25 protein-coding genes and 1 pseudogene are annotated in these 24,734 nt (G+C 65.7%); 13 read left to right on the top strand and 13 right to left on the bottom strand.

What is annotated here, in order from left to right; genetic code table 11:
* Positions 1-23 precede the first annotated feature (23 nt).
* A complete protein-coding gene (locus U1703_RS03190; protein WP_332784543.1) occupies positions 24-383 on the bottom strand; it encodes a hypothetical protein in 360 nt (119 codons plus the stop codon).
* 170 nt (positions 384-553) lie between these two features.
* Between U1703_RS03190 and U1703_RS03185 the strand changes: the two genes are divergently transcribed.
* A complete protein-coding gene (locus tag U1703_RS03185) occupies positions 554-745 on the top strand; it encodes a YMGG-like glycine zipper-containing protein (RefSeq protein WP_320452686.1) in 192 nt (63 codons plus the stop codon).
* A 5-nt stretch (positions 746-750) separates the two neighbouring features.
* On the opposite strand, the gene U1703_RS03180 is transcribed toward U1703_RS03185, so the two are convergent.
* From U1703_RS03180 to U1703_RS03165, 4 genes are all read right to left on the bottom strand, one after another.
* Positions 751-1,188 (bottom strand): hypothetical protein, encoded by a 438-nt coding sequence (locus tag U1703_RS03180; protein ID WP_332784542.1) that lies wholly within the window; start codon positions 1,186-1,188, stop codon positions 751-753.
* Positions 1,189-1,242: 54 nt separating this feature from the next.
* Positions 1,243-2,646 (bottom strand): NAD(P)H-dependent flavin oxidoreductase, encoded by a 1,404-nt coding sequence (locus tag U1703_RS03175; protein ID WP_320452688.1) that lies wholly within the window; start codon positions 2,644-2,646, stop codon positions 1,243-1,245.
* Between the two features lie 89 nt (positions 2,647-2,735).
* Positions 2,736-3,872, bottom strand: coding sequence for a glycosyltransferase family 4 protein (locus U1703_RS03170; RefSeq protein ID WP_332784541.1), 1,137 nt, complete (start codon positions 3,870-3,872; stop codon positions 2,736-2,738).
* A 237-nt stretch (positions 3,873-4,109) separates the two neighbouring features.
* Entirely contained in the window at positions 4,110-4,970 is an 861-nt protein-coding gene (locus U1703_RS03165; protein ID WP_332784540.1) for an alpha/beta fold hydrolase, read from the bottom strand.
* Positions 4,971-5,007: 37 nt separating this feature from the next.
* On the opposite strand from U1703_RS03165, the gene U1703_RS03160 reads away from it, so the two are divergent.
* Both U1703_RS03160 and astD read left to right on the top strand, forming a co-directional pair.
* Positions 5,008-6,384 (top strand): protein adenylyltransferase SelO family protein, encoded by a 1,377-nt coding sequence (locus tag U1703_RS03160; RefSeq protein ID WP_332784539.1) that lies wholly within the window; start codon positions 5,008-5,010, stop codon positions 6,382-6,384.
* Positions 6,385-6,393: 9 nt separating this feature from the next.
* The gene (gene astD, locus U1703_RS03155; RefSeq protein ID WP_332784538.1) at positions 6,394-7,794 is read left to right on the top strand and encodes a succinylglutamate-semialdehyde dehydrogenase; all 1,401 of its coding nucleotides are present in this window, start codon (positions 6,394-6,396) and stop codon (positions 7,792-7,794) included.
* Positions 7,795-7,834: 40 nt separating this feature from the next.
* Here astD and U1703_RS03150 read toward each other — a convergent pair whose 3' ends face one another.
* The gene (locus U1703_RS03150; protein ID WP_332784537.1) at positions 7,835-10,783 is read right to left on the bottom strand and encodes a TonB-dependent receptor domain-containing protein; all 2,949 of its coding nucleotides are present in this window, start codon (positions 10,781-10,783) and stop codon (positions 7,835-7,837) included.
* Between the two features lie 250 nt (positions 10,784-11,033).
* On the opposite strand from U1703_RS03150, the gene cobA reads away from it, so the two are divergent.
* The 6 genes from cobA to U1703_RS03120 all read left to right on the top strand — a co-directional run bounded on the left by cobA (position 11,034) and on the right by U1703_RS03120 (position 15,604).
* Positions 11,034-11,825: a uroporphyrinogen-III C-methyltransferase gene (gene cobA, locus U1703_RS03145; protein WP_332784536.1), complete on the top strand. Its 792-nt coding sequence runs from the start codon at positions 11,034-11,036 to the stop codon at positions 11,823-11,825.
* On the top strand, positions 11,822-12,118 hold the full coding sequence (locus U1703_RS03140; protein WP_320452695.1) for a DUF2849 domain-containing protein: 297 nt from the start codon (positions 11,822-11,824) through the stop codon (positions 12,116-12,118). The genes cobA and U1703_RS03140 overlap by 4 nt, the downstream gene beginning before the upstream one ends.
* A 23-nt stretch (positions 12,119-12,141) precedes the next feature.
* Positions 12,142-13,767, top strand: coding sequence for a nitrite/sulfite reductase (locus tag U1703_RS03135; RefSeq protein ID WP_332784535.1), 1,626 nt, complete (start codon positions 12,142-12,144; stop codon positions 13,765-13,767).
* Positions 13,760-14,218 carry a DUF934 domain-containing protein gene (locus U1703_RS03130; protein WP_320452697.1) on the top strand — a complete coding sequence of 153 codons (459 nt, stop codon included), beginning with the start codon at positions 13,760-13,762 and terminating at the stop codon, positions 14,216-14,218. Before U1703_RS03135 ends, U1703_RS03130 begins: the two co-directional genes overlap by 8 nt.
* A complete protein-coding gene (locus U1703_RS03125; protein ID WP_332784534.1) occupies positions 14,211-14,948 on the top strand; it encodes a phosphoadenylyl-sulfate reductase in 738 nt (245 codons plus the stop codon). The genes U1703_RS03130 and U1703_RS03125 overlap by 8 nt, the downstream gene beginning before the upstream one ends.
* Positions 14,949-15,025: 77 nt before the next feature.
* The gene (locus tag U1703_RS03120; RefSeq protein ID WP_332784533.1) at positions 15,026-15,604 is read left to right on the top strand and encodes a dihydrofolate reductase family protein; all 579 of its coding nucleotides are present in this window, start codon (positions 15,026-15,028) and stop codon (positions 15,602-15,604) included.
* A gap of 161 nt (positions 15,605-15,765) precedes the next feature.
* Here U1703_RS03120 and U1703_RS03115 read toward each other — a convergent pair whose 3' ends face one another.
* Positions 15,766-17,259 carry a replicative DNA helicase gene (locus U1703_RS03115; protein WP_320452700.1) on the bottom strand — a complete coding sequence of 498 codons (1,494 nt, stop codon included), beginning with the start codon at positions 17,257-17,259 and terminating at the stop codon, positions 15,766-15,768.
* 97 nt (positions 17,260-17,356) lie between these two features.
* On the opposite strand from U1703_RS03115, the gene U1703_RS03110 reads away from it, so the two are divergent.
* From U1703_RS03110 to U1703_RS03100, 3 genes are read left to right on the top strand one after another with little or no spacing between them, the layout of a single operon-like run.
* On the top strand, positions 17,357-17,839 hold the full coding sequence (locus tag U1703_RS03110; RefSeq protein WP_332784532.1) for a UPF0262 family protein: 483 nt from the start codon (positions 17,357-17,359) through the stop codon (positions 17,837-17,839).
* The gene (locus tag U1703_RS03105) at positions 17,839-18,513 is read left to right on the top strand and encodes a GH25 family lysozyme (protein WP_332784531.1); all 675 of its coding nucleotides are present in this window, start codon (positions 17,839-17,841) and stop codon (positions 18,511-18,513) included. The genes U1703_RS03110 and U1703_RS03105 overlap by 1 nt, the downstream gene beginning before the upstream one ends.
* Positions 18,510-18,974 (top strand): cytidine deaminase, encoded by a 465-nt coding sequence (locus tag U1703_RS03100; protein ID WP_332784530.1) that lies wholly within the window; start codon positions 18,510-18,512, stop codon positions 18,972-18,974. The genes U1703_RS03105 and U1703_RS03100 overlap by 4 nt, the downstream gene beginning before the upstream one ends.
* A 305-nt stretch (positions 18,975-19,279) precedes the next feature.
* Here the strand turns inward: U1703_RS03100 and U1703_RS18960 are convergent.
* Positions 19,280-19,951, bottom strand: a pseudogene (locus U1703_RS18960) (MerR family transcriptional regulator).
* 121 nt (positions 19,952-20,072) lie between these two features.
* Here U1703_RS18960 and dcd point away from each other — a divergent pair.
* Positions 20,073-20,627 carry a dCTP deaminase gene (gene dcd, locus U1703_RS03085; protein WP_320452705.1) on the top strand — a complete coding sequence of 185 codons (555 nt, stop codon included), beginning with the start codon at positions 20,073-20,075 and terminating at the stop codon, positions 20,625-20,627.
* A 168-nt stretch (positions 20,628-20,795) separates the two neighbouring features.
* Here the strand turns inward: dcd and U1703_RS03080 are convergent, their stop codons facing one another.
* The 5 genes from U1703_RS03080 to U1703_RS03060 form a co-directional block, all read right to left on the bottom strand.
* On the bottom strand, positions 20,796-21,155 hold the full coding sequence (locus U1703_RS03080) for a tetratricopeptide repeat protein (protein ID WP_332784529.1): 360 nt from the start codon (positions 21,153-21,155) through the stop codon (positions 20,796-20,798).
* A gap of 957 nt (positions 21,156-22,112) precedes the next feature.
* Positions 22,113-22,538 carry an ExbD/TolR family protein gene (locus U1703_RS03075; RefSeq protein ID WP_320452707.1) on the bottom strand — a complete coding sequence of 142 codons (426 nt, stop codon included), beginning with the start codon at positions 22,536-22,538 and terminating at the stop codon, positions 22,113-22,115.
* Positions 22,539-22,572: 34 nt separating this feature from the next.
* Entirely contained in the window at positions 22,573-23,046 is a 474-nt protein-coding gene (locus U1703_RS03070) for an ExbD/TolR family protein (protein ID WP_320452708.1), read from the bottom strand.
* Between the two features lie 101 nt (positions 23,047-23,147).
* The gene (locus U1703_RS03065) at positions 23,148-23,942 is read right to left on the bottom strand and encodes a MotA/TolQ/ExbB proton channel family protein (protein ID WP_320452709.1); all 795 of its coding nucleotides are present in this window, start codon (positions 23,940-23,942) and stop codon (positions 23,148-23,150) included.
* A gap of 50 nt (positions 23,943-23,992) precedes the next feature.
* The gene (locus tag U1703_RS03060) at positions 23,993-24,673 is read right to left on the bottom strand and encodes an energy transducer TonB (protein ID WP_320452710.1); all 681 of its coding nucleotides are present in this window, start codon (positions 24,671-24,673) and stop codon (positions 23,993-23,995) included.
* Between the last annotated feature and the right edge of the window lie 61 nt (positions 24,674-24,734).

Raw genomic sequence — 24,734 nt, 5'->3', positions numbered from 1 at the left:
TAAAATCCCCCTCCCCGTCTGGATCAGACGGTCTGCACGCGGTAGCTGAACCACGCGCTGACCGAGTGGTCGTAGAGCTGGACCACGTCGTCATCGCTGCGACAGGTGAAATGGCTCGACGTCGTCCGGTCGAAGCCGCGCGCGGTGCCGTCGCCGATCTCCATATAGATCGATCCCCCTGCCCCGGTTTCCCTGAGCTCGGGCAGGGTGCCGCCGAACTTCACGCCGCGGTCTCCGTCCAGCCCCTGGAGATGCTGGCCGCGCGCCTCCGCCGCGATGCGCAGATGCCGGTCCGCCGACTGGTCGTAGAGTCCGGCCACCTTGTTGCCCGTGACGAGGGCATGGGACGAGGCGGCGACGATCGCACGGATATCTGATTGCATGACCTTTGCCTGACACAGCGGGTGACATGGATCAACCATGTCCTGTCATCACCGTCATGATGCGTTGCGGCATGGTCGCGCGCCGCCGAAACCATGTCAAAATATTGCGGTGCGGAACCGTGGCGGCGCGTCTGCATTCCCTCCCTGTCATTTCAACGGGAGCTACCACCATGAAAAAGCTGGCATTTACCTTTGCCCTCGCCGCCACCGCCATGTCGATCTCGGCCTGCTCGACGCTGAAGGGTGCCGCGATCGGTGGTGCGGGTGGTGCAGGCGTCGCGGCGGCGACCGGCGGTAGCGTCGAGCGTGGTGCAGCGGTCGGCGGGACGGCGGGCGCGGTGGTCGGCACCGTCGCCGACTGATCGGGTCAGGCGGAGGCGGTCGGTCGTACCGCCGCCTCCGCCGCCGCCAAAGCCCGAATGCGCGGCGCATCCTTGGGCCGACCGAACAGCCGGAACAGCGTCAGCAATTCCGAGGACTCCGGCACGAACAGACGCTGACCGGCGATATCGATCCGTTTGCGCGTGGACAGCGCGACCGGTTGCCACTGCCCGGCGACCGCAACGTGCAGCCCCGCCATCACCTCGACCGGGACTGGCGGCTTATCCCATTTGGCAAAAGCGGCCGAGCGAAACAACGGGTCGGGCGGCAGTGTCAGCGGCGTCACGCCCATCTGCTCGAACACCGCATCCGCCAGCCAGGGTTCGACCAGCAGGTCGACATCCCCGACCGGTCCCGCATCGACGCCGTGCAGGACCATCGCCGCACTGCCGATGATCGACCAGCCTTCGGGAAATGACGCCATCACTCTCGCGACGCTACGCAGCGTCCCGCAGAGTTCCGGCGTCATCATCCGCGTTTAGTCACCGGTCAGGATGCGATCGACCAGCTGCTTCACGGTCGGCACAAAGCCGTTCGAGTAGAAGGGGTCACGCTTGAAATTGTACGCGGCATGGCCCGCGAACATCAGATTCTGCTCGACGTCACCGCCATGGGCGATTTCCTGCAGCGTCTTCTGGATACAGAAGCTGCGCGGATCGGCCAGACGGCCGGTCGAATTGGTCTCGCTGTCCGCCCAGCTGGAGAACAGGCACTGCGACAGGCAGCCCATGCAGTCGGCCTGGTCCTTGCGGATTTCCTTGGCTTCCTCGGGGCTCACGAAGACCAGCGTGTTGTCGGGGGTCTTCAGCGCCATGGTGAAGCCACTGCCGAACCATTCGCGCGCGCGCAGCAGGTCGCCCTTGGTCACCCAGAAATTCTTGCCCTTCACGCCCACGTCGAGCTGGAAGACATGGTCGCCGGCTTCTTGGGTCGAAAAGGCGATCTGGCGCTCGGACCGCGCTTCCAGGCTGCGCAGGAACGGATTGCGCACCGCACTGGAATAGAAACCGGTCGGCGAGAAACGGTGGAGCAGGACATCGCCCTCCTCGATCGTCATCAGCCGCTGCTTCCAGTCCTCCGGGATCGGGCTTTCCTGCGTCAGCAGGGGGCGCGTGCCGAACTGGAAGGCGATCTTGCCCAGCTCGGGATTGTCGATCCAGTCGTTCCAGTCGCGTAAGTACCAGACGCCGCCCGCCATCACGATCGGCACATCGTCCGAAATCCCGCCTTCGCGCATCGTGTCGCGCAGCGCCTTCACGCGCGGATACGGGTCCTGCGGCTGCAACGGGTCTTCGGCGTTGGACAGGCCGTTATGGCCACCGGCGAGCCAGGGGTCCTCGTACACCACCGCCGACAGCCATTCCGACGCCTTGGAATAGGCGCGCTTCCACAGCGCGCGGAAGGCGCGGCCCGACGAGACGATCGGCAGATAGCTGACCTGGTGATGCGCCGCGATCTCGGACAGCTTGTAGGGCATGCCGGCACCACAGGTGACGCCCGCGACCAGGCCCTTGGTCCGCGCCAGCACGCCTTCCAGCACCCGCTGCGCGCCGCCCATTTCCCACAGCACGTTGATGTTGATCGCGCCCTTGCCACCGGCAATGTCCCAAGCGCGCTTGACCTGCTGTACCGCGCCCTCGATGGCGTATTCGATCAGTTCCTCGTGCCGCTCGCGCCGGGTCAGCGCACGGTAGATCTGCGGAATGATCTTGCCCTCGGCGTCATAGCTGTCCGCGTTGACCGCCGACACGGTGCCGACGCCGCCAGCCGCCGCCCAGGCTCCCGCCGAGGCGTGATTGGTCGCAGCGACGCCCTTCCCACCTTCGATCAGCGGCCAGACTTCGCGGCCGTTGTACAGGATGGGGCTCAAGCCTTTGAACACGTCGTTACCTTGTCTGTCCGAAAGGGCCTCATATAGCGTGTTGGGAACGCTTAGCGAGGGGAATTAACAGCACGCCCCGGTGCGGACGATCAGCCCAGAGCGCCGGGCCGCCCCAGGACCTGTTCGTACAATGCCTTGTAGCGCGCGACCATCTGCGCCTGGTCGAACTCGGCGCGCACCCGCGCCTGGTTGGCCGCCCCCGCCTCGGCGCGCAGGTCGGGGTGCGAGATCAACGCCTGGATCACGTCGCGCAGGCGCACCTCGTTGGGCGCATCGGCGATGAACTGGCGATTGGGCTCGGACACCATCATCGGCACATCGCCCACCGGCAGCGAGGCGATGGGCAGGCCCGCGGCCATCCCCTCCAGCACCGAGATCGGCGCCTGTTCGGACATGGAGGACAGCGCCACGATGTCGAAATGGCGGATGTAATTATATGGCCGTTCCAGGAAGCCCGGCATCACCAGCCGGTCGGCGATGCCCATGGCGGCGGCGGCCTGCTGGATATTCGCGCGCTCGGGCCCCTCGCCGACGATCACCAGGCGGAAACGGTTGGGAATGCCGCCCATCGCGCGGACCAGCATCGGCAGGTTCTTGACGGTGCGCAGGCCCGCCAGTGCGCCGACCACGATCTCCTTGGGCTGTCGCACGAAACCCGGAATGCCCTTGGGATCGGGATCGCGGGTGTAGAGCCGGGTGTCGATGCCGTTGGGAATGCGGTGAACACGCTCGGCGGGCTGTTTCCAGGTCTGGCGGGCGATGCCCTCCAGGATATGGCTCGGCACCGCCAGCGCATCCGCCGCCGACAGGGCGATGCGGCGATAGATGTTGCGCTCCAGCTTCAGGCCGCGCGCCTCGTCGGCGTTGAAGCCGTCCTCGTGATGCACCAGCGGCGGCGCGCCCTTGGCATAGACGCGGCGCGCCATCACGCCGTCGATCGCCCCCCAATTATAGGTCAGCACCAGGTCGAAACGGCGCATATAGGCGGCGATCGCCTCATAGCGTTTGACCGAGGGCTTGCCGGTCAGCGGCGGGGCATCCTGCGCGATCTCGTAGCGAACACCCTTCGCGATGGCATGCCGCGCGCCGAGCTGATCGGGGATGCCCGATACGATGGTGTGCTTCGCGGCGTCGCCAAACGCGTTCATCAACGCGACCGCGCGCGCCTCCTTGCCGCCCAGCGAGAAGGAGGAGTGGAGATGCAGGATGTGGAGCGGACGGGCCATGGTCGCCGGATTAGCGGGCGGCGGCGGTGTTGAAAACCGCCATCGCCTCCGCGCACTCACCTTTGTCCGAACCACGAAGCGTCATCGCAATGGTCAACCCATGCCCCAATCGTGCACCACCCCGGCGAAGGCCGGGGTCCAGTTGCTGCTCGATGGGCGCAGATCTTTGGCGCTTCCCCAACTGGATCCCGGCCTTCGCCGGGATGGTGGCGCTGGGGTGTTGAAGGCGTTTCTCTCCTATCCCGCCACCCGGTCGAGCAGCCGCTCGATCCCCGCCAGTGCCTCCGGCTCGGTCAACAGCGGCGTGTGGCCGACATTCGGCACCGTCACCAGCTCGGACGGGGCCAACCGCTCGACCATCCGCTCCGCGACACCCGCGCCCAGGATATCCGAGCGCTCGCCGCGCACCACCAGGGTCGGCACGCCGTTCAGCGCGTCGAGCGCGGCCCACATGTCCGGCCCGCCCTCCGTATTGGGCACGCGGAACGGCTCGGCGATCTTCAGGTCGTAATCGAGCACGATCCGCCCCGCGCTGGTCAGGCGGTGGGTGCGTTTGGCCATGGCCAGCCAGTCCTCGATGCCCCAGCCGGGATAGACGTCCTCGTTCGTCTCCTGCACGCAACGCGCGGCGTGCAGCCAGGTGGGGAAGCTCTGCCCCTTGCCGACATAGCCGCGGATGCGCCCCAGGCCCGCCGCCTCGATCTCCGGCCCGATATCGTTCAGCACCGCCCCCGCCAGCCGCCCGCGCGCGGTCGCGGCCAGCACCATCGTCACGATCCCGCCCAGCGACGTGCCGACCGCGACGAAGCGCCCGATGCCGAATTCGTCCAGCATCGCCTCGACATCCTGGACATAGGTCAGCGGCACATAGGTCATCGGGTCCTTGGCATAGGCGCTCTCGCCCCGCCCCCGAAAGCTGACCGCGATCACCCGCGCGCGGCCCGCCAGCGCCTCCGCCAGCCCTTCGAAATCACGGGCGTTGCGGGTCAGGCCGGGCAGGCAGATAACCGGGGGCAATGCGTCCGAACCGGGATAGTCGCGCGCATGGAGCCGCAGGCCGTCCTTCGACCACCAATAACGATTCTCATGAGGGATCATGCTTGAAGGTCCTCCGGTGCCACCTCCATATCGCGGTATGCCCGTATCCCCGCAAGCCTATCGCCCCGCATCCGCACTCACCGAGATCGCCGATTTCATCGCCGATCCCGTGGCGCCCGCCGATTTCCCGCAGACGATCATCCGCTTCCGCAACGACCGCGCGGCGGCCGAGATCGGGCTGGAGACGCTGACCGATGACGAATGGGCACGGCATCTCGGCCGGTTCGCCCCCTTGCCCGATACGCTGCCAGGGCCGTTCGCGATGCGCTATCACGGGCATCAGTTCCGCCATTACAATTCCGACCTGGGCGACGGGCGCGGCTTCACCTTCGCGCAGATGACCGCGCGCGATGGCCGGTTGCTCGAACTCGGCACCAAGGGGTCGGGGCAGACGCCGTACAGCCGCTCGGGCGACGGTCGCCTGACGCTGAAGGGCGGCGTGCGCGAAATCCTGGCGACCGAGATGCTGGAGGCGCTGAACGTCCCCACCTCGCGCACGCTGTCGATCATCGAGACGGGCGAGGCGCTGCACCGGGGCGACGAACCCTCCCCCACCCGCTCGGCCGTCATGGTGCGGATGAGCCATGGCCATATCCGCATCGGCAGTTTCCAGCGTCTGGCCTTCGAGCGCGACGAGGCGGGCATTAAGCGGCTGGTCGCCTATGTCCTCCGGCATTTTTACGGCGAGGATTCGGACGATCCCGTCCGGCTGCTGACCCTGGTGGCGCAGCGGACCGCGACGCTGGCGGCGCGCTACATGGCCGCCGGGTTCGTCCACGGCGTTCTCAATTCCGACAATATCAACGTGACGGGCGAAAGCTTCGACTATGGCCCGTGGCGGTTCGCGCCGACCTGGGACCCGGAGTTCACCGCGGCCTATTTCGACCAGACGGGCCTCTACGCCCTCGCCCGCCAGCCCGAGGCGATCCAGTGGGACGTGATGCAACTCGCCTCCAGCCTGCGCCTGATCGCGGAGAGCGATCCGCTGATCGCCGCGCTCGAGGGGTTCGCCACGACCTATCAGGCGGAGATCGTCACCGCGATCCTCTGGCGGCTGGGACTGACCCCACGCGGCGGCACCGAGGACCGCGCATTGGTCCAGACCTTCGAGCGCGCGCTGCGCGACAGCCAGGCCGGCCTGGACCGCACCTATTTCGACCTGTTCGGCGGGCAGGTGCCGGATCACTATGACGAAAGCTGGAACCCGCTTCGCGACCTGATCGAGCCTTATCACCCACGCCGCGCCCGCGACGACGCCTATTGGCAGGGTAGCCCGGAATCGATGCTGATCGACGAGGTCGAGGCGATCTGGGCCCCCATCGCCGAGCGTGACGACTGGACCCTGCTCCATGACAAGGTCGCCCGCGTACGGGCGATGGGCCGGGCGCTTGCCGACCCGGCGGCGGGGGCCTAGCCTTCCCTCATGAGCGAATGTCTGTCGACCTATGAACCCGCCACCGGCGCGCTGATCGCCGAGCTTCCCATCGGTGACGCAGACCGGGAAGTGGCCGCCGCGCGCGCCGCATGGGCCGGTTGGGCGACGACGCCGCTGGCCGGGCGGATCGACATGCTGCGCCGTTTCGCGGAGGTCGTGCGGGACCGCGCCGTCGCCTTTGCCGACCTGATCGCGCGCGAGACGGGCAAGCCGCTCTGGGAAGCGAAGACCGAGGTCGACACGGTCATCGCCAAGGTCGCCATCTCGATCACCGCCCAGGCCGAGCGCGCCGGCGAGCGGTTCACCGATCAGCCGGGCGGCGGGCGCATGGCGCTGCGCCACCGGCCGCACGGCGTGCTGGCGGTGCTGGGGCCGTATAATTTCCCCGCGCATTTGCCCAACGGCCATATCGTGCCCGCCCTGCTCGCCGGGAATGCGGTGGTCTTCAAGCCGTCCGAAAAGACACCCGCGACGGGTGCGTTCCTGGTCGAATGCTATCATGCGGCGGGGGTGCCCCAAGGGGCCGTCCGGCTGCTGGTCGGTGGCCCCGATCAGGGCCGTGCGCTCGCCGGGCATGACGAGATCGACGGGCTGCTCTTTACCGGCTCGGCACGGACCGGCCTCGCGCTCAATCGCCAGTTCGCCGAGTGGCCGGAAAAGATCCTCGCGCTGGAGATGGGCGGCAACAATCCGATCATCGTCTGGGACGATCCCGATCTGGACGCCGCCGCCGCGCTGATCGTCCAGTCGGCCTATACCACCGCCGGGCAGCGCTGCACCGCCGGGCGGCGGCTGATCGTCGAGGACCGGCTGTTCGATCCGCTGATGGCGGCGCTGACCCGCCTCATCGACCGGCTGATCGTCGGCGCGCCGCACGACGCCCCCGCGCCGTTCATGGGGCCGGTGATCGACAATGCCGCGGCGGACCATTTGTTGAAGGCCGTTGGCGATCTGGGCGCGAAGGTCATTCGCCCGCTGGAGCGCGTGACGCCCGGCCTGCCGCTGCTGACGCCTGCCATCCTCGACGTCAGCACCGTCGCCGACCGCCCCGACGACGAATTGTTCGGCCCCGTCCTGCAAGTCTGCCGCACACGCGACTTCGCGCAGGCCATCGAACAGGCCAATGCCACCCGCTACGGCCTGTCCGCCTCGCTGATCTCACCGTCACGCGACCGGTACGAGCAGTTCTGGACCGGCATCCGTGCCGGGATCGTCAACTGGAACCGCCCGACCAACGGCGCGGCATCGAGCGCGCCGTTCGGCGGCATCGGCTGGTCGGGCAATCACCGCCCCAGCGCCTATTACGCCGCCGATTACTGCGCCTATCCGGTCGCCAGCGCGGAAACGGAGCAGGTCGCCGCGACGATCCCGATCGGAGTGCGCCGATAGGAAAATGGCCCGGAACCGAGGTTCCGGGCCATCCCGTCGTTTAGAAGCGGGCGGAGATGCCGACCCGCAGGGTCCGTCCCCGTACCGTGTAATAGGTCGGGAAGGTATTGAAAAACTGACCAGTGCTATATGTCAGATCGTCGCCGATCAGCGGCGGGTCCTTGTCGAAGAGATTCTGGACGTTGAACCGCACGTCGATCCCCTTCACCAGCGTGACGTTGGTGTTGAAGTCGAAATAGCTGTAGCCCGGAATGCGATTGGCCAGAGGATAGCTCTGGCCCGGTGCCGCTGCCAGAACCGTATTGGTCGACAGCTTCGAATTGTTCGTCGGGCCGGTATAGCGCCAGGTGAAGCCGAGACCGCCCTTGATCCACGGCAACTGCCAGTTGACGCCCGCGACATGGCGCCAGCGCGGCATCGGATCGCCGCAGGCAAAGCCGAAATAGCCCAGGCACGACCAGGGCGTATTGCCTGGCGCGAACTGGCGTTCGTACTTGGTGGTCAGCGTGCCGTTGAAGTTCAGGCCGAAGGTGCCGATATTGTCCTTCATGCCGAACCGCTTCGGATCGAGCGCATAATTGGTGCTGAAATCGATGCCCCGCGTGGCGGTATAGCCGGAATTGTTATAGCGGGCGTCGGCGATCAGAAGCTGCCCCGTCTGGGGGTCGCGCTTATAGAATTGGCAGAAGAACTCGACCTTGTTGTCATAGCATTGGTTGAACGCCATGCCGATGCGGGTCCATTCGAACGCGCCCTGGATGTTGATGTCGTACCAGTCGGCCGAGGCGGTCAGGCCCGGAATGGCGCGAGGCTGGAACACCACGCCCAGCGTCTTGCTGCGCGAGCGTTCGGGCTGCAGGGCAGAATTGCCGCCATTGACCAACGTCGTCGGGCAGAAGCCGTTGGAATCACAGCCGGTATAGCTGGTCAGCGCATCATATTGCGCCCGCGTCATGCCGATCGAGCACCGATCGAACGTATAGCGCGTCGCGCCCTTTCCGTCGCTCGATGCGCGCGGCGGCGCGCATAGATCGAGCATCAGCGTGTTGGGATAGCGGTTCTCACCCTCCAGGCGCTGGAGCACGCCCACCCGCACAGCGCGGTTATAGCTGCCCCGGAAACGCAGGCCGTCCACCGGCGCCCAGCTCGCCTCCGCCTTCCAGCTATGGATCAGGCTCTGATAGACGTCGTAATCGGAAATCCGATAGCCGCCATTGATGCTCAGTTCCTTGATGAAGGGCTTGTCCTCGACCAACGGAATGTCGATTTCGCCGCCCAGCTCCTTCACGCTGGTTCGCCCGTCGAAGGTCGTGAAGTTGGACCATGAGCCGAAGCCCTGCGACTGGTTGCGATATTTCCGATATTCGCCGGTAATCGCGAAACCGACGCCGTTGGTGGCGAACGGGCTCTTGATCCCGTAATCCTCCAGCGTGCCGGACACGATGCCGTTGATGACCTGCAGGTCGTTCTGCTGGCGTCGGCTGCCCGGTCCTGTCACCCAGTTATAGACCGCATCGCTGATCGAGGTGTTTGACGAAAAGGCATCGATCGGCTGGCAGTTCGGGTCCGTGCCGTTGATCTTCGACAGACAGGTCGGCACGCCGTTGACGTTGCGAACCTGAAGCCCGCGTGCCAGTCGATCGGCCTGATCGGGCACATACAGATGATCGGCCGACCCATTCATGATGTTGCGGGTCTGCTGATAGCTGAGCTCGAACCGGATCTTGTCGACGATCATCCCCGACAAATTGAGCGAGCCGCGCCAATCGTTGGTCGTGTTGCGAAAGTTCACCATCATGCCGGGGCGGAACAGCGACAGCGCGATGGGCTTGCTGAGCGCGGTGCTGCCCGCCGCTGCGCCGCAGATTTCCTGGGCCTGCGACGCGCTGAGGAACGGATTGTCGCAATTGACCGGCGCGGCAGGCGTCCACAGCCCGCCATTGACCGAATTGGCCCCGGTCTCCACGATACGGCTGTACAGGAAGCTGCCGTTCAGCCGCATCCCCAGCGGCAGTTCCGCCGTCAGGAAGCCGCCGCTGTTGACCGTTTCACTGCGCCGCTGGATCGAGTCGACGCGCTGGACACGCACCTCGTCCGCCGTGTCGTAGGGGCGAAAGCTGCGCGAACCGTCGCGCGCATTGGTCCGGTCCTGATCATTGATGTTGAAATAATTATACGGATTGTAGGTGGTGCCGTCGCACGCCCATTTCGTATTGCCCGCATCGCGATTATTGGGATCGAACATCAGAAGCGGGCAGTTGACGGTATCGATATTCCGAAACTGGATCGGATCGGCTTTCTTATAGGTCACGAAACCGCTGATGTTCAGCCGATCACCCAGCAGGTTCTTTCCCGCCGCCAGCGATGCGAAATAGTTGCCGCCCCCCAGATAGGTGCCGCGCGGATAGGTATAGCCCGCATTCTGCGCGGCTGTGGCGAGCAGCGGGTTGTTGTTATTGTGGTTGAAGCCGCTGACCTCGCCATCGAAGGCGATGCCGTTGAACTTGCGCTTCAGGATGAAGTTGACCACGCCCGCGATCGCGTCCGAGCCATAGACCGCCGAGGCGCCGCCGGTCATGATGTCGATCCGCTCGATCAGCGCACCGGGGATGATGTTGACATCATTGTCCATCCGCTGCCCGTTGAGCAGCGTCAGCGTCCGCCCGGCTCCCAGGTTGCGCAAGCCGACCGGCGCGGCGCCCGAGGTCCAGTTCTGGCCCTGCAAGCCCAGCATCGGCGTGACCTGCGGCAGTTGCGCCAGCGCATCTTCGACCCGGGCAAGGCCCCGCTCCTTGAGATAGGTCGAGTCGATGGTGGTGATCGGCGCGTTGCTGGTCATGTTGGGGCGGACGATCCGCGTGCCCGTAACGATGACATCCGATGGATCGCGCTTGTCTTGCCGGGCGTCGATCTTGTCGGTCGAGGCGGCCACACCGGTCAGGGGCGCGTCGTCCTGAACGCCCGGATTGGCAACTCTGCCATCCGCCACCTGAGCCGATGCAACGCCCGACCATGCCAGCGCAATTAACGACGCCCCCAACAGACACTTGGCGTAACGATATTCCCCCATTCGACTCTTCCCCGCCTTGATTTTTGCGAATCCATTCAATCATAAATTGGGGGGATAGGCAAATATGTTATACTATATGCGTTGCAGCATCGACTGTCCCAAGCTGATCTACCGCCTCCCCAAGCATCGCTCGGTTGTGGAGGATGGCCGCCGGGATCATCTGTAGGGCATGGTCAGTCTCCTCGATCCCACCGCACGCGGACGCGTGATCCTTGTCGGCGCAGGCCCCGGCGATCCGGGCCTGTTGACCGTCCGCGCCGTCGAGGCGCTGAAGACCGCCGACGTCCTGGTCCATGACGGGCTGATCGACAGCCGCGTCCTCGACCTGGCGCCGCCAGAGGCGCAACGTATCTCGGTCGCCAAGCGGCGCGCGCGGCACACCTTGTCGCAGGAGGCGATCAACGCCCTGATCGTCGCGCATGTGAAGACCGGCGCGATCGTCGTGCGATTGAAGGGCGGCGACCCGTTCATCTTCGGGCGTGGCGGCGAGGAAGTGGAGGCGGTGCGTGCCGCCGGGCTCCCTGTCGAGGTGATCCCCGGCGTCTCTGCCGCGCTTGGCTGCGCGGCGGAGGCCATGCTGCCGCTGACGCACCGCGACCATAGTTCGGCGGTGTCCTTCGTCGCGGGCCAGTGCAAGGGGCTGACCGATCAGGACTGGTCGGGGCTGGCAGGCCAGGGCCGCACGCTGGTCATCTATATGGGCGTGGCGACCGCCAACGGGATCGCCGACAAGCTGATGGCGGACGGTGTCGCCCCCGACATGCCGGTCGCGGTGCTGGAGCGCGGGACGCTGGACGGCCACCGCGCCATCCGCACCCTGCTCGCCGATCTCGGCCCCATGGTCGAGCGCGAAGCGGTGAAGAGCCCGGCGATCATCGTCGTGGGCGAGGTCGTCACCCTGTCGGATGCCGAAGACAAGCTCGCGCGTTGGGCCCGCGTGGCGGAAGGAATGGGTGCATGAAACTGCTGACGGGCAATGATCTGGCGACCGGCGACGTGGTCTGGTGGACGGGCCGCGACTGGTCGCGCCATGTCGAGGATGCGGTCGATGTCGGCGCGACCGGCGAGGCGATCCTGCGGGCCGAGGAAGGCGCGCGTCGGGTCAACGTCCCCTATCTGATCGATGCCGAGGCCACCGAACAAGGCCCCCGCCCCGCCCATATCAAGGACCGTATCCGCGCGCTCGGCCCCACGGTGCGCCCCGACCTGACACTGAAGCCCGCCGATGCGGACGCCGGTGCCTGGGTAATCTGAAGCGCGTGATTTGAGAGACCGCCATGTATCGCTATGACGAATATGACCAGGGCATCGTCGATGCCCGCGTCGAGGAATTTCGCGACCAGGTAAGCCGTCGCCTCTCGGGCGCGATGACCGAGGACCAGTTCAAGCCGCTGCGGCTGATGAACGGCCTCTATTTGCAGCTTCACGCCTATATGCTGCGCGTCGCGGTGCCCTATGGCACGCTGGACAGCCGCCAGATGCGGATGCTCGGCCATATCGCGCGCAAATATGACCGTGGGTACGGCCATTTCACCACGCGCCAGAACATCCAGTATAACTGGATCAAGCTGGCCGATGCGCCCGACATCCTCGCCGAGCTGGCGACGGTGCAGATGCATGCCATCCAGACGTCGGGCAACTGCATCCGCAACATCTCGTCCGACCAGTTCGCCGGTGCCGCCGCCGACGAAGTCGCCGATCCGCGCCCCTGGGCCGAATTGCTGCGCCAATGGTCGACCTTCCACCCCGAATTCACCTACCTGCCCCGCAAGTTCAAGATCGCGGTGATCGCGGCGGACGAGGACCGGGCGGCGATGCGGCTGCACGATATCGGCATCCAGCTGCTGGAGCGCAACGGCGTGCTCGGCGCGAAGATCTTCGTCGGTGGCGGCATGGGCCGCACGCCGATGATCGCGCATGAGGTGAAGGATTTCATCACCGCCGACCATCTGATGAGCTATCTGGAGGCGTGCCTGCGGGTCTATAACCGCTATGGCCGCCGCGATAACATCTACAAGGCGCGGATCAAGATCCTGCTGCACGAGATCGGCGTCGATGCGTATCGCGACCAGGTGGAGGCGGAGTTCGCCGCGATCCGCGACCTCGGTATCGACCCGCCGGTCGCCGAATTGGCGCGGATCACCGCGATGTTCGCCGGGCCCGATTTCGCAAGCGATGCGCCCGACACGATTGACCGCTCCGACCCCGACTTCGCGGTCTGGCTGGACCAGAATGTCGCGGCGCACAAGCGGCCCGGCCATGCCATCGTCACGATCAGCCTGAAGCCGATCGGCGGCATCCCCGGCGACGCCTCGGCCGACCAGATCGACCTGATGGCCGACTTGGCCGAGCGGCATGGCCATGACGAACTGCGCGTCACCCACGCCCAGAACATCGTCCTGCCGCATGTCCGCAAGGCCGACCTGTACGCCATCTGGACCGCTTTGCGCGACGCCGGGCTGGCCGAGGCGAACCTCGACCTGATCTCGGACATCATCGCCTGCCCCGGCCTGGATTATTGCAGCCTGGCTAATGCTCGCTCCATCCCGCTGGCGCAGAAGATCGGCGAGCGCTTCGCCGGGCGGCAGCGCGAACTGGGCGAGTTGAAGCTGAAGATCTCGGGCTGCATCAATGCCTGCGGCCACCATCATGCCGGACATATCGGCATCCTGGGCGTCGACAAGAAGGGGACCGAGAATTACCAGCTGCTGCTCGGCGGATCGGGGGCGGAGGATGTGTCGCTCGGCAAGATCACCGGTCCCGGTTTCGACGAAGACGGCGTGGTCGACGCGATCGAGCGTGTGACCGACCGTTACGTCGAACTGCGCGAGGCGGACGAACGCTTCCTCGACACCTATCGCCGCGTCGGCATGCAGCCGTTCAAGGAAGCCATTTATGGTTGAGCCGATCACCGTGAACACCCATGCGGGTGCGACCCTGCTGCGCTTTCGAGACGATGTGGTGCATGACGAACCGGCGGTGACGCTGGATGCGTTTCTGGGCCAGACCAATGCCACCGCCGTCCGGCTGGAGGCGGGCGACGACGCGCGCGAACTGCTGGCACATCTGGGGCAGATCGCGCTGGTCGAGATCAGCTTCCCGACCTTTCGCGACGGGCGCGGCTATTCGGCGGCGCGCATCCTGCGCGAGGCTGGGTTCGAGGGCGAGTTGCGCGCGGCGGGCGACGTACTGGTCGACCAGATCCCGCACATGCGCCGCTGCGGCTTCGACAGCTTCGCGCCGGAAAAGCCGATCGACGAGCCCACGCTGACCAAGTTGCTGGCCCTCTACCCGCAACCCTATCAGAAGGCGGCGGATGCCCGCGTGCCGGTGTGGAAGCTGCGCCATGGCTGAGCGCGCACTCGACCGGATCAACGTGCGTCCCGCCTACACGGCGGAGGACGCCGCGGCTTACGAGGCGCGGTTCGCGGGCGTGCCCGCGCCCGAGATGCTGCGCACCCTGCTGACCGGAGAACTGCACGGCCAGATCGCAGCGGTGTCGTCCTTCGGCACCGAGTCCGCCGTGCTGCTGCACATGGTCGCGCAGGCCGATCCGGCGACGCCGGTGGTGTTCACCGACACGCTGAAGATGTTTCCCGAAACGCTGCTCTACCGCGACACGCTGGTCGCGCGGCTGGGCCTGCTCGACGTTCGGGTTATCCGCCCCGATCCGGCGTCCCTGGCGGCAAAAGACCCGGACGGCATCCGCCACGGTTATGACCCCGATGGCTGCTGCGACCTGCGCAAGGTCGAGCCGCTGGCGCGTGGCCTTGCGCCGTTCGAGGCGTGGATTTCGGGTCGCAAAGGTTTTCAGGCGGGCACGCGCCGCGCCCTGCCGCGCTTCGAGGTCGAGGATGGCCGGTTGAAGCTGAACCCGCTGGCCGATTGGGACAAGGCGGCGCTGGACGGCTATTTCGCCGCCCATGACCTGCCGCGCCATCCGCTGGAGGCCGAGGGGTATCTGTCGATCGGCTGCGCGCCATGCACCAGCAAGGTCGCCCCCGGCGAGGATCCGCGCGCGGGCCGCTGGCGTGGTTTTGCGAAGGTCGAATGCGGCATCCACCGGCCCGTCACGGCGGGCTGACCGCGCACCTACCGTTCGGGGCCGTTCGGGATACTCCCGCCTGTCCCAGCCGTTGAGCCTCCTGACCGGAGGTGCCTATGCGCGAATTGATCCTGAAGATGACGATGTCGCTCGACGGCTTTGTCAGCGCCGTGGACGGCGACAACCGCTGGATGTTCGGACAGGACCCGGCGGCCCAAGCTTGGAGCGTCGACTATCTCGGCCAGGCCGGGCTGCACATCATGGGGCGTGAGACGTTCCACGCGATGGCGGACCATTGGCCCGGCTCCAGCGACCCGTTCGCCGAGCCGATGAACGCCATCCCCAAGGCCGTCTTCTCACGCGAAGGCGATTCGATCGCCCCGTCCGCGGTGACCATGCCGCCGGGCGGCGAAAGCTGGGCCGATGCCTATGTCGCGAGCGGCGACCTGGGCGAAGAAATCGCGGCGCTGAAGGCCGAGCCTGGCGGACCGATCATCGCGCATGGCGGGGTGCGCTTCGCCCGCAGCCTGATCGAACAGCGGCTGGTGGACCAGTTCGCGCTGCTGGTCGTGCCCGTGGCGCTGGGGCGCGGCGAGGCGTTGTTTTCGGAGCTGGATGCACCGCTGGCGTTGGATTTGGTCGAGGTGATACGTTTTCCGGGCGAGGCCATCGCGCAGATATACCGACCCGGATGAGATGTTGGGGCGTGGCCTTCGACTGCGCTTAGGCTGAACGGAGGGATGAGCAAGCGTCGTGCCTTGCCCACGCCCCACTCGCCACCCTCCGTTCGCACTGAGCGAAGTCGAAGTGCACGCTATGCCACCCGTCCCGAAGCCTTCCGCCGACCGCCAGCGGATCAATACCCCGCGAAGTCGGTGAACCGCGTGATCGTCGGGTCGAACTTCATGACGACCTTGCCCGTGGCGCCGTGACGCTGCTTCGCTACGATCAGTTCGGCCAGGCCATAGACCCGCTCCACCTCGGTCGCCCACTTGGCATGATCCTCGAAGACCTTGCCGTCATCGCCTTCCATCGGGCGCTTGGGCTCGCGCTGCATCATGTAATAGTCTTCGCGGAACACGAACCAGACCATGTCGGCGTCCTGCTCGATCGAGCCCGATTCGCGAAGGTCGGACAGCATCGGCCGCTTGTCCTCGCGCTGCTCGACCGCACGGCTGAGCTGCGACAGCGCCAGCACCGGCACGTTCATGTCCTTGGCCAGCGTCTTCAGCCCGCGCGAAATCTCCGAGATTTCCTGCACGCGATTGCCCTCGGACGACTTGCCCGAGCCGGTCAGCAGCTGAAGATAGTCGACCACGACCAGCCCGATCTCGTTGTTATGCCGCCGCTGAAGCCGCCGGACGCGGGTGTGCAGCGCCGAGATGGACAGGCCGCCGGTATCGTCGATGAACAGCGGCAACTGTTCCAGTTCGGCGGCAGCGGCGGCGAGTTGGGCGAACTCGTTGCGGCTGATCTTGCCCATGCGCAGCGCTTCGGAGCTGATCCCCGACTGCTCGGCCAGGATACGCGTCGCCAGCTGGTCGGCCGACATTTCGAGGCTGAAGAACGCGACCTTGGCACCCACCGACTCGGAAGGCGGGATGCCGTCCTGCATGTCGCGCATCCAGCGGCGCGCGGCGTTGAACGCGATGTTGGTCGCCAGCGAGGTCTTGCCCATGCCCGGGCGGCCCGCCAGGATCATCAAGTCGGACCGGTGCATACCGCCGATCTTGGCATTGACCGAGTCGAGACCCGTGGTGATGCCCGAGACATGGCCGCCCGAATTCAGCGCGCGCTCGGCATTCTTGACCGCCATGGTCGTGGCCTGGGCAAAGCTCTTCACCGCATTCTCGGAACCGCCGTCCGCCGCGACCTTGAACAGCTCGTTCTCGGCCAGCTCGATCTGCGCGCGCGGGTTCACCTCTTCGGAGGTGTCCATCGCCCGGTCGACCAGCGTGCGCCCCACCGTCACCAGTGCGCGCAGCATGGCGAGGTCATAGATCTGCGTCGCGAATTGCCGCGCACCGATCAGGCCCGCGCCGGACCCGGTCAGCTGGGCGAGATAGGACGGGCCGCCCAGCGCCTTCATCCCCTCGTCCGCTTCGAACATCGGGCGCAGGGTGACGGGGGTCGCCAGCATGTCGGTGGCGCGCAGATTCTTGATCGCGGCAAACACGCGACCGTGCACCGGCTCGAAGAAATGGTCGGCGTCGATGCGGTCGACCAGATCGTCGGCCAGCCGGTTGTCGATCATCATCGCGCCGAGCAGCGCGGCTTCCGCCTCGATATTGCGGGGGAGCTGCTGCGGCTCGGTGGCGGCAGCGGGATTGGAAAAAGCGAGGGAGGCCATTCCTCTGGCGTTAGCGCGGAGCGCCGCCGGATGAAAACACATTGCGTCGATCAGCGAGGGATTTGCGGCGCACGCGCTTCGCGACTATCCCTGCCGGATGGCCGATCCGCGGATCATCTCTATCGACCTGGACGAGCGCAGCCTGGGCTGGCGCTCGGCCGATGTCGAGCAGGAGCGGCGGATCGCGATCTTCGACCTGATCGAGGAAAACTATTTCGCGCCGCAACGGCCGCAGGCGGACGGCTATGCCGGGCCCTATCGCATCAAGCTGGAGTCGGAAGAGGGCCGCCTCGGCATCCACATGCACCGCGAGGACGGCACGCATATCGAGACGCTGGTGCTGGCGCTCGGCCGTTTCCGGCGGCCGATCCGCGATTATTTCGCGATCTGCGACAGCTATTACCAGGCGATCCGCGCCGCCACCCCGCAACAGATCGAGACGATCGATATGGCCAGGCGGGGCATCCACAACGATGCCGCGCAGATGCTGAAGGACCGATTGACCGGCAAGATCGAGGTCGATTTCGACACCGCGCGCCGTCTGTTCACACTGCTCTGCGTCCTGCATATCCGCAACTAATGGCGATTCTCTGGAAAATCGGCGCGGGGCTGCTGGCCCTTGGCGCGATCAGTGCGGGCGGGCGGCACTGGGTCACGCATTGGCACCCCTCACCCGAGCATTATGCGTTGCAGGGCATCGACCTGCCCGAAAAGCCGCCCGCCGTCGAATGGCGAACGCTGCGCGCGAACGGGGCCGACTTCGCCTATCTGGTCGCGACCTCGGGCGCCGATCGCCGCGATCCCTCGTTCGAGGGCAATTGGGACGCGCTGCCCGAGGCGGGGATGCGGCGCGGCGCGATCCATATCTATTCGCTGTGCCAGCCCGCCGCGGCGCAGGCCGATGCCTTCAACATCTTCGTGCCGCGCACCGGCGATGCCCTGCCCGCCGCGATCGACCTGTCCTTCCACGACGACTGCACCGCACGGCCTGACCGCGCGCAGTTGATCGCCGACCTGACCCGGTTCGTGGCGATGGTCGAGACGCATACCGCCAAGCCAGTGATGCTGCGCGTGTCCAAGGCGTTCGAGTCGGAATACAGCATCACCGCCGCCCTGCCCCGCCCTGTCTGGGCGACCGGCAATCTGTTCAAGCCCGATTATGCCGCGCGCCCCTGGCGCATGTGGCGTGCCAGCGATTTCCGCCGGGTCGATGGGGTGGAAGGCCCCGTAAACTGGGACGTCGTCACGCCATGAATACCACCGATCCACAGGTCCTGCCGCAAGACCTGATCGCCGCCGCCCGCGACGCCGCGCGTCATGCTCATGCGCCGTACAGCCGCTTCGCGGTCGGGGCGGCGCTGCTGATGCAGGACGGATCGGTCATCACCGGCGCCAATTTCGAAAATGCCAGCTACGGCCTGTCGCTCTGTGCCGAGACGGTCGCGATCGCCACCGCCTCGGCCGCCGGGCGGCTGCGCGAGATCGTGGCCATCGGGGTGATCGGCGGCGCGATGGATGCCGATGGCGTGCCCACCGGCAACACCCCGGTCAGCCCCTGCGGCCGCTGTCGACAGGTCATCAACGAAGCCGCGCAGATGGGCGGCCGCGACCTGCCGGTCCATTGCGGATCTGCCGAGGGCGATGCGGTGCGCACCTATCGCCTGTCCGAATTGCTTCCCGACGCGTTCGGCCCGGCGGATCTGGGGATCGGCTGACATCTTCGCGCGAAGCCGCGAAAGCACCATGAGACTGTTCGCGCAGAGGACGCAGAGGAGATTCAGGCCAGAAAGCCCCTGAACCGCTGACGATGACCGGCCGCCGCCTGCCATAGTAGACGACACCTCCGCGTTCTCCGCGCCTCCGCGCCTCCGCGCGAACATCATTCTTCTTCAAAAACCATCGCAGCTTCGCGTGAACGATATCACCCCTCCGGCGACTCCCCCCGCGCCTTCATGGCCGCGCCCGCTGCCTGGATGAATTGCCAGACCTCGGACGAGAAACCGGGATCGGCCTGACCATCCTATGCCGCCCGATTCTCGTGCAGCCGGGTCGCGCCCGCCAACATTTCCGGCGTCGCCACCGCGCGAAACGGCGCCAGCAGCGCATGCCATTCGCGCACGAAGCCGCGCGCGGTTTCCGAATCCGGGGCCATCGGCAACGCTGCCGCGATGCGCTGGCCCAGATCGGCCCATCTCGCCTGATACGCATTCTGGTCGAAATCCGGAGCCACCGCTTGCATCCGCTCCGCCCAAAGCGCCTGTTCGTCCTTGGTAAAATGGCGGTCGACCACCGATTTCCACTGTGTCGTCGTCATGGCATTCCCTTTTCGAATCAGCGAGCAAAGCGTCGCGACGTCGATGCGCTCGCCGGCATCGATGCGGGACTGAATGGATCGGAGCAGCATGGCGGTTTCCGCCAGCGCCGCGCGCTCCGCCTCGACCACGCGCGTCTGGGCGGCGATCATCGGGCCCAGTGCCGCGCTCGGCCGGTCGAGCATCCGCCCGATCGCGGCGAGGGTGAATCCGGCGCGTTTCAGCGCGACGATCGCGTGCAGCCGCTCCAGCTCGCCCGCGCCGAAGATGCGCCGCCCGCCCTAGCTGCGCAGCGGCCGGATCAGGCCACGCGCCTCGTAGAAGCGCAGCGCCCGGCTGCTCAGCCCGGTCGCGCGGGCGATCTCGGCAATGTCGAGCATCATGGTCATGGCGGCACCGTACCGCTTGACGTTACGTCAACCGCAAGCCCCTTTTTGGACGTTGGCGCTTGCCCTGTCCCTGCGATCCGGCAATGAGCGGCCAAACGTGAAGGAAATGAAGATGTCGATCCTGTCCGACCGCTGGATTCGCGAAGCCGCGCAGACCCAAGGCATGATCGAACCGTTCGTCGAGAACCAGCGCCGTGACGGCTGCATCAGCTACGGCCTGTCTTCCTATGGCTATGATGCGCGCGTGGCCGACGAGTTCAAGATCTTCACCAATGTCGACAGCGCGGTGGTGGACCCCAAGGATTTCGCGTCGAACAGCTTTGTCGACCGCAAGACCGATGTCTGCATCATCCCGCCCAACAGCTTTGCGCTGGCCCGCACGGTCGAATATTTCCGGGTGCCGCGCGACATATTGGTCATCTGCCTGGGCAAGTCGACCTATGCGCGGTGCGGCATCATCGTGAACGTCACCCCGCTGGAGCCGGGTTGGGAAGGCCATGTGACGTTGGAGTTCTCCAACACCACGCCGCTGCCAGCGAAGATCTATGCCAATGAAGGCGCGTGCCAGTTCCTGTTCCTGAAAGGCAACGAGCCCTGTGAGGTCAGCTATGCCGACCGGGCGGGCAAATATATGGGCCAGCGCGGAGTGACCCTGCCGCGCCTGTGAGGTAGGAACGGCTCGCTTTTAAGGATGAATCTGCCCGTCGAGTGGCCGAATTTCCGCCGGACCGGATGGGCTACCGCAAAAGGATCAGCTGGCGCGACGTGATGGTCCGTCGCACCCCGGCAGCGGGGCAAGTCCAGACGCCTATTCGCCCGGACCTGCCTCTTGGATTCAGCGTGCCGCGATCGTCTGCGGCAAGTGGCGTAGGCCGGTGCGGGCCACGGTGTGCGACGACAAGATCGCGCCCGACGGCATATCCATCGCGATCGCCTTTTCCTGAAGCACGGTATCATAAAGCGCGCGCGCATCGGCGGTGCGGCCGGTCTTGGCATAGACCGCGGCCAGGTTAAGCATCAGCTCCGGGCTGTTCGGATCGGCGCGGCGTTCCTGCAAAAGGGTTCGCTCGGCGGCGTCGAAATTGCCTGCTGCGATTTCTTGAAACCCCGTGCGCTGCGGCCAGGAATCCTGGGCCATGGCCGGGGCCGCCATGCCCGCCGCCGCCACAAGGAACACCGAAAACACTCCACGCATGTCCAATCTCCTATATTTCACTTTTGTGACTTGAGAGTGTCACTTTTGTGAAACGTGCGCAAGCGGGGAAAGATGCGCGGATTTGGGGCAGGCGGCAGTTTTGGCCGCGCTTGGATTTGGCGGGTGAGAGCGCGATGACGTCAGCTTGATCCCCCCTCCACTTCCGGGAGTGGGGCGCTTGTGCAAACGCCAAGCGCGGGGCGATGCCACACCCCGCCCCCTCGCCTGAAGAAGAGGGGCCTTCTGCGCATCCACCTCATGAGATTGCGTTCTGGAGCGTCGGCGACGCGCTCAACATGCGCCAAGCCATCAGAGCCTTGCAGCTTAGTTGATAGGCCACCGACGGATCAGCGGCCTGAATGGTCGCATTGCGCTCGCCCGCCAAACGGGTTGCGGAGATGCCATGCGCCGTTCTTGCCACGATGATGGCGTAGACCTCAAACGCCTGTCCGGACGCGTTTGGCGTGGCTTCCGACTTCGTTCAAGCTGAACGGCATTTGGTATCGATGCCAGTCCCAAATGATGGCCCGCTGAACGCACTGCCATGACGCCAGACTCGCCCTCTAGGGCGGATCGACATTCAGTCCCCTATAATTCCTCCCCTGCAAGCGGAGGGGGACCAGCAAAGCTGGTGGAGGGGTGTCACCAGTGGTGAGTGATCCCCAAAATCTCCAACCGGGACACCCTTCCGCCAGGGCTGCGCCCTACCACCCCCCTTCCAGGGGAGGAATGAAATGAATGCCGACCCGACCTAGGACTGCGCGTCACGCAACCGGACGGCAAGCCCACCACCCCGGTCGCGACATCGACAATAGCGGGCTGAGTTTCGCAGCCCTTCCCCGACAGCGGCGTCGCAAGCTACGCCCTCAACCCATCATCACCAGCCCCATCGGCCATGAAAAAAGGCGGCCTCCGGGGAGACCGCCTGATTTCGTCGACATCGTGATCCCGATAGGATCAGAAGTCGTTGCGATATTGCTCGTTGCCGATGAAGCCCAGCTTCTTGACCGCCGAACGCTTGATGACGGCCAGGGTCTCGTCGACCTTGGCGTACTTCGCGTCGGGCGCGGGCTGGAAGTGCAGTTCCGGCTCCGGGTTCATTGCGGCGGTCTGGTCCAGATACTGGCGCAGCGTGACTTCGTCGACCGGGGCACCATTCCAGGTGACGATCCCGGCGGCGTCGATGCCGACCTTGTTCTTCTCGCTGTTCACAATCGGCTGATTGTTTGGCGAGTTGACGGGCAGGTCGACCTTCACCGCGTGAGTCTGGATCGGGATGGTGATGATGAACATGATGAGGAGCACGAGCATGACGTCGATCAACGGCGTCGTGTTCATGTCCATCATCGGCTCGCCATCATCGGATCCGGCGCTCATTGCCATGGCGTGCTAACTCCTATTCTGTCCGCCCGGCCGATCAGGCGCGGGGGTTGCCGCCGGGAGGCGGCTCGGAGATGAAGCCGACACGGGCAAAACCCGCCGACTGCATCGTATAGATCGTGCCACCGATGCACCGGTACGGCGTGTTCACGTCGCCCCGGATATGCGCTTCGGGCAGCAGGTCGGGCGTGATGTTGTTACCCAGACGCTCGACTTCGGCCTTCAGCTTCTGAACGGCGCGATCGCGCAGCTCGGTCGACGTGACCGGAGTCAGGTTCCAGTACACCTTGCACTGGCCGTTCTCGCTGGTGACCGAGAGCGACACGTTTTCCGGCTTCGTGGTGGTCGGGTCGAAACGGACGTCCGGCAGCTTCAGCTTGACCGTCTGAATCACGACCGGCACCGCGATCAGGAAGATGATGAGGAGAACGAGCATGACGTCCACGAGGGGCGTCGTGTTGATCTCCGACATCGGTTTCTCGGCGGAGTCCCCGCCAACGCTCATCGCCATGAGAGAGCTATCCTATCCATGCATTCTATCGCCGATCCGAATTGGCTCGGCGGGGGGTGGCGGGGCCGTGTCCCGAAGGACCGGTCCCCGCCCCCTTAGGCTCAGGCGCGGGTCTGAACGCCACCGGCCTGACCGGCGGTGGTGGTCGCCGGGGTCGCCTTGACGGTGGTCGGCTTGGCCGCACCGGCAATGGCCGGACGAACCGCACCGTTCGAGGCCAGGAAGCCCAGCACGTCGTTCGAGAACGACGACAGGTCTTCGGCAATGCCCTTGTTACGGCGCTGCAGCCAGTTGAAGGCGAGCACGGCCGGAACCGCGACGACGAGACCCAGAGCGGTCATGATGAGCGCTTCACCGACCGGACCGGCGACGGCGTCGATCGAGGCCTGGCCCGACGAGCCGATCTTGATGAGCGCGCGGTAGATGCCGATAACGGTACCGAACAGACCGATGAACGGCGCGGTCGCACCGACGGTCGCCAGGAAGGCCAGACCGCCACCCAGCTTCGAGTTGATCGCGGCTTCCGAACGCGCCAGCGAGCCGTGCAGCCAGTCATGCGCTTCGACCGGATCGGTCAGCTTCGAATGCTGGTCCTGCGCGGCCAGACCGTCGTCGACGATCTGCTTGTACGCCGAGTTCTTCTCGAGCTTGGCCGAGCCCTCGCGCAGCGAGTTCGACGACCAGAAGCCCTGACGAACGCGCTTCGACTGGTTGATGATCTTCTGCTGCTCGAAGAGCTTCGAGAACAGGATGTAGAACGACACGATCGACATCAAGCAGAGGATGGTGAACACCGACTGCGAGATGAGGCCGCCTTCCTTCAGGGCCTGGCCGAGACCGTAGGGGTTTTCGGCACCGGCCGCGGCGCCGCCCGCGGCGAGGATGGTGGTGAGCATGGTTGGTAGGTCCTCTGACTAAAGCGTTGGGTTGTTTCGGCGTTTAGCCGTTATTCCTGTGGCAGCTGCCAACGGATGTTAAGCGTGTAAGACGATGCGATCGGATTGCCGCCGGTGTCTTGTGCCGGGGTAAAGCGAACGCGCGCCTTCGAGATGCGGCACGTCGCATCGTCCAGGGCCCGGTTGCCGCTGCTCGACAGGATCGAACAGTCGGTGACGCGACCATCGGTACCGATCGACAGCTTTGCCGACACGCGACCTTCCGCGCCTTCGCGCTGGGCCGAGGGCGGGTAGGCGTCGGGACCGAAATACTGGCCCGGGTTACCGCGAAGACCAGCCGCCTTCGAGATCACGGGTGCCGGCGGCGCAGGCGGGGCCGGCGGCGCAGGCGGGGCCGGCGGCGCGGTCGGCTGGCTCAGCGGAATCACGCTCGTCGTCGCGATCGTCGGCGCCTGGGTGGGCACGTTGACGATCGGCGGCGGCGTCACCACCGTGGTCGGCGGCGGAGGCAGGTTGGGCTGCTCCGGCGGCGGCGGGGGCGGCGGCTCCTCCGGCGGGGGTGGGGGCGGGGGCTCTTGCACGTCGAACGTGTTGAGCTTTTCGGTCGCCTTCTTCACGTACTGGTAAGCCAGCCCCGTGACGAAGGCATAGCCCAGAGCAGCATGGATGAGCACGACGATAACGATCGCGACCACCTTGCCCCCGGACATCTTCTGGTCAGTATAGGCCATTCAGCAACGAAACTCCTCAGTCTGCCAGTTTCGCCTCGCCGTAGCGTGGGGACGTGGGAAA

This window comes from Sphingomonas flavida (assembly GCF_036663655.1).
In the GTDB taxonomy this organism is placed as follows: Bacteria; Pseudomonadota; Alphaproteobacteria; order Sphingomonadales; family Sphingomonadaceae; genus Sphingomonas.
Note: the sequence above shows the minus strand (reverse complement) of the source record. Positions and strands in the feature narration are given on the sequence as shown.

Excerpts from the sequence above, each read along its gene's own strand:
- astD (WP_332784538.1), top strand. The coding sequence starts at position 6,394 with ATGAGCGAATGTCTGTCGACCTATGAACCCGCCACCGGCGCGCTGATC.
- U1703_RS03120 (WP_332784533.1), top strand. The coding sequence starts at position 15,026 with ATGCGCGAATTGATCCTGAAGATGACGATGTCGCTCGACGGCTTTGTC.
- U1703_RS03075 (WP_320452707.1), bottom strand. The coding sequence starts at position 22,538 with ATGGCAATGAGCGCCGGATCCGATGATGGCGAGCCGATGATGGACATG.
- cobA (WP_332784536.1), top strand. The coding sequence starts at position 11,034 with ATGGTCAGTCTCCTCGATCCCACCGCACGCGGACGCGTGATCCTTGTC.
- U1703_RS03070 (WP_320452708.1), bottom strand. The coding sequence starts at position 23,046 with ATGGCGATGAGCGTTGGCGGGGACTCCGCCGAGAAACCGATGTCGGAG.
- U1703_RS03105 (WP_332784531.1), top strand. The coding sequence starts at position 17,839 with ATGGCGATTCTCTGGAAAATCGGCGCGGGGCTGCTGGCCCTTGGCGCG.
- U1703_RS03110 (WP_332784532.1), top strand. The coding sequence starts at position 17,357 with ATGGCCGATCCGCGGATCATCTCTATCGACCTGGACGAGCGCAGCCTG.
- dcd (WP_320452705.1), top strand. The coding sequence starts at position 20,073 with ATGTCGATCCTGTCCGACCGCTGGATTCGCGAAGCCGCGCAGACCCAA.
- U1703_RS03170 (WP_332784541.1), bottom strand. The coding sequence starts at position 3,872 with ATGGCCCGTCCGCTCCACATCCTGCATCTCCACTCCTCCTTCTCGCTG.
- U1703_RS03125 (WP_332784534.1), top strand. The coding sequence starts at position 14,211 with ATGGCTGAGCGCGCACTCGACCGGATCAACGTGCGTCCCGCCTACACG.
- U1703_RS03190 (WP_332784543.1), bottom strand. The coding sequence starts at position 383 with ATGCAATCAGATATCCGTGCGATCGTCGCCGCCTCGTCCCATGCCCTC.
- U1703_RS03140 (WP_320452695.1), top strand. The coding sequence starts at position 11,822 with ATGAAACTGCTGACGGGCAATGATCTGGCGACCGGCGACGTGGTCTGG.
- U1703_RS03060 (WP_320452710.1), bottom strand. The coding sequence starts at position 24,673 with ATGGCCTATACTGACCAGAAGATGTCCGGGGGCAAGGTGGTCGCGATC.
- U1703_RS03080 (WP_332784529.1), bottom strand. The coding sequence starts at position 21,155 with ATGCGTGGAGTGTTTTCGGTGTTCCTTGTGGCGGCGGCGGGCATGGCG.
- U1703_RS03160 (WP_332784539.1), top strand. The coding sequence starts at position 5,008 with ATGCCCGTATCCCCGCAAGCCTATCGCCCCGCATCCGCACTCACCGAG.
- U1703_RS03165 (WP_332784540.1), bottom strand. The coding sequence starts at position 4,970 with ATGATCCCTCATGAGAATCGTTATTGGTGGTCGAAGGACGGCCTGCGG.
- U1703_RS03065 (WP_320452709.1), bottom strand. The coding sequence starts at position 23,942 with ATGCTCACCACCATCCTCGCCGCGGGCGGCGCCGCGGCCGGTGCCGAA.
- U1703_RS03180 (WP_332784542.1), bottom strand. The coding sequence starts at position 1,188 with ATGGCGTCATTTCCCGAAGGCTGGTCGATCATCGGCAGTGCGGCGATG.
- U1703_RS03135 (WP_332784535.1), top strand. The coding sequence starts at position 12,142 with ATGTATCGCTATGACGAATATGACCAGGGCATCGTCGATGCCCGCGTC.
- U1703_RS03115 (WP_320452700.1), bottom strand. The coding sequence starts at position 17,259 with ATGGCCTCCCTCGCTTTTTCCAATCCCGCTGCCGCCACCGAGCCGCAG.
- U1703_RS03185 (WP_320452686.1), top strand. The coding sequence starts at position 554 with ATGAAAAAGCTGGCATTTACCTTTGCCCTCGCCGCCACCGCCATGTCG.
- U1703_RS03100 (WP_332784530.1), top strand. The coding sequence starts at position 18,510 with ATGAATACCACCGATCCACAGGTCCTGCCGCAAGACCTGATCGCCGCC.
- U1703_RS03130 (WP_320452697.1), top strand. The coding sequence starts at position 13,760 with ATGGTTGAGCCGATCACCGTGAACACCCATGCGGGTGCGACCCTGCTG.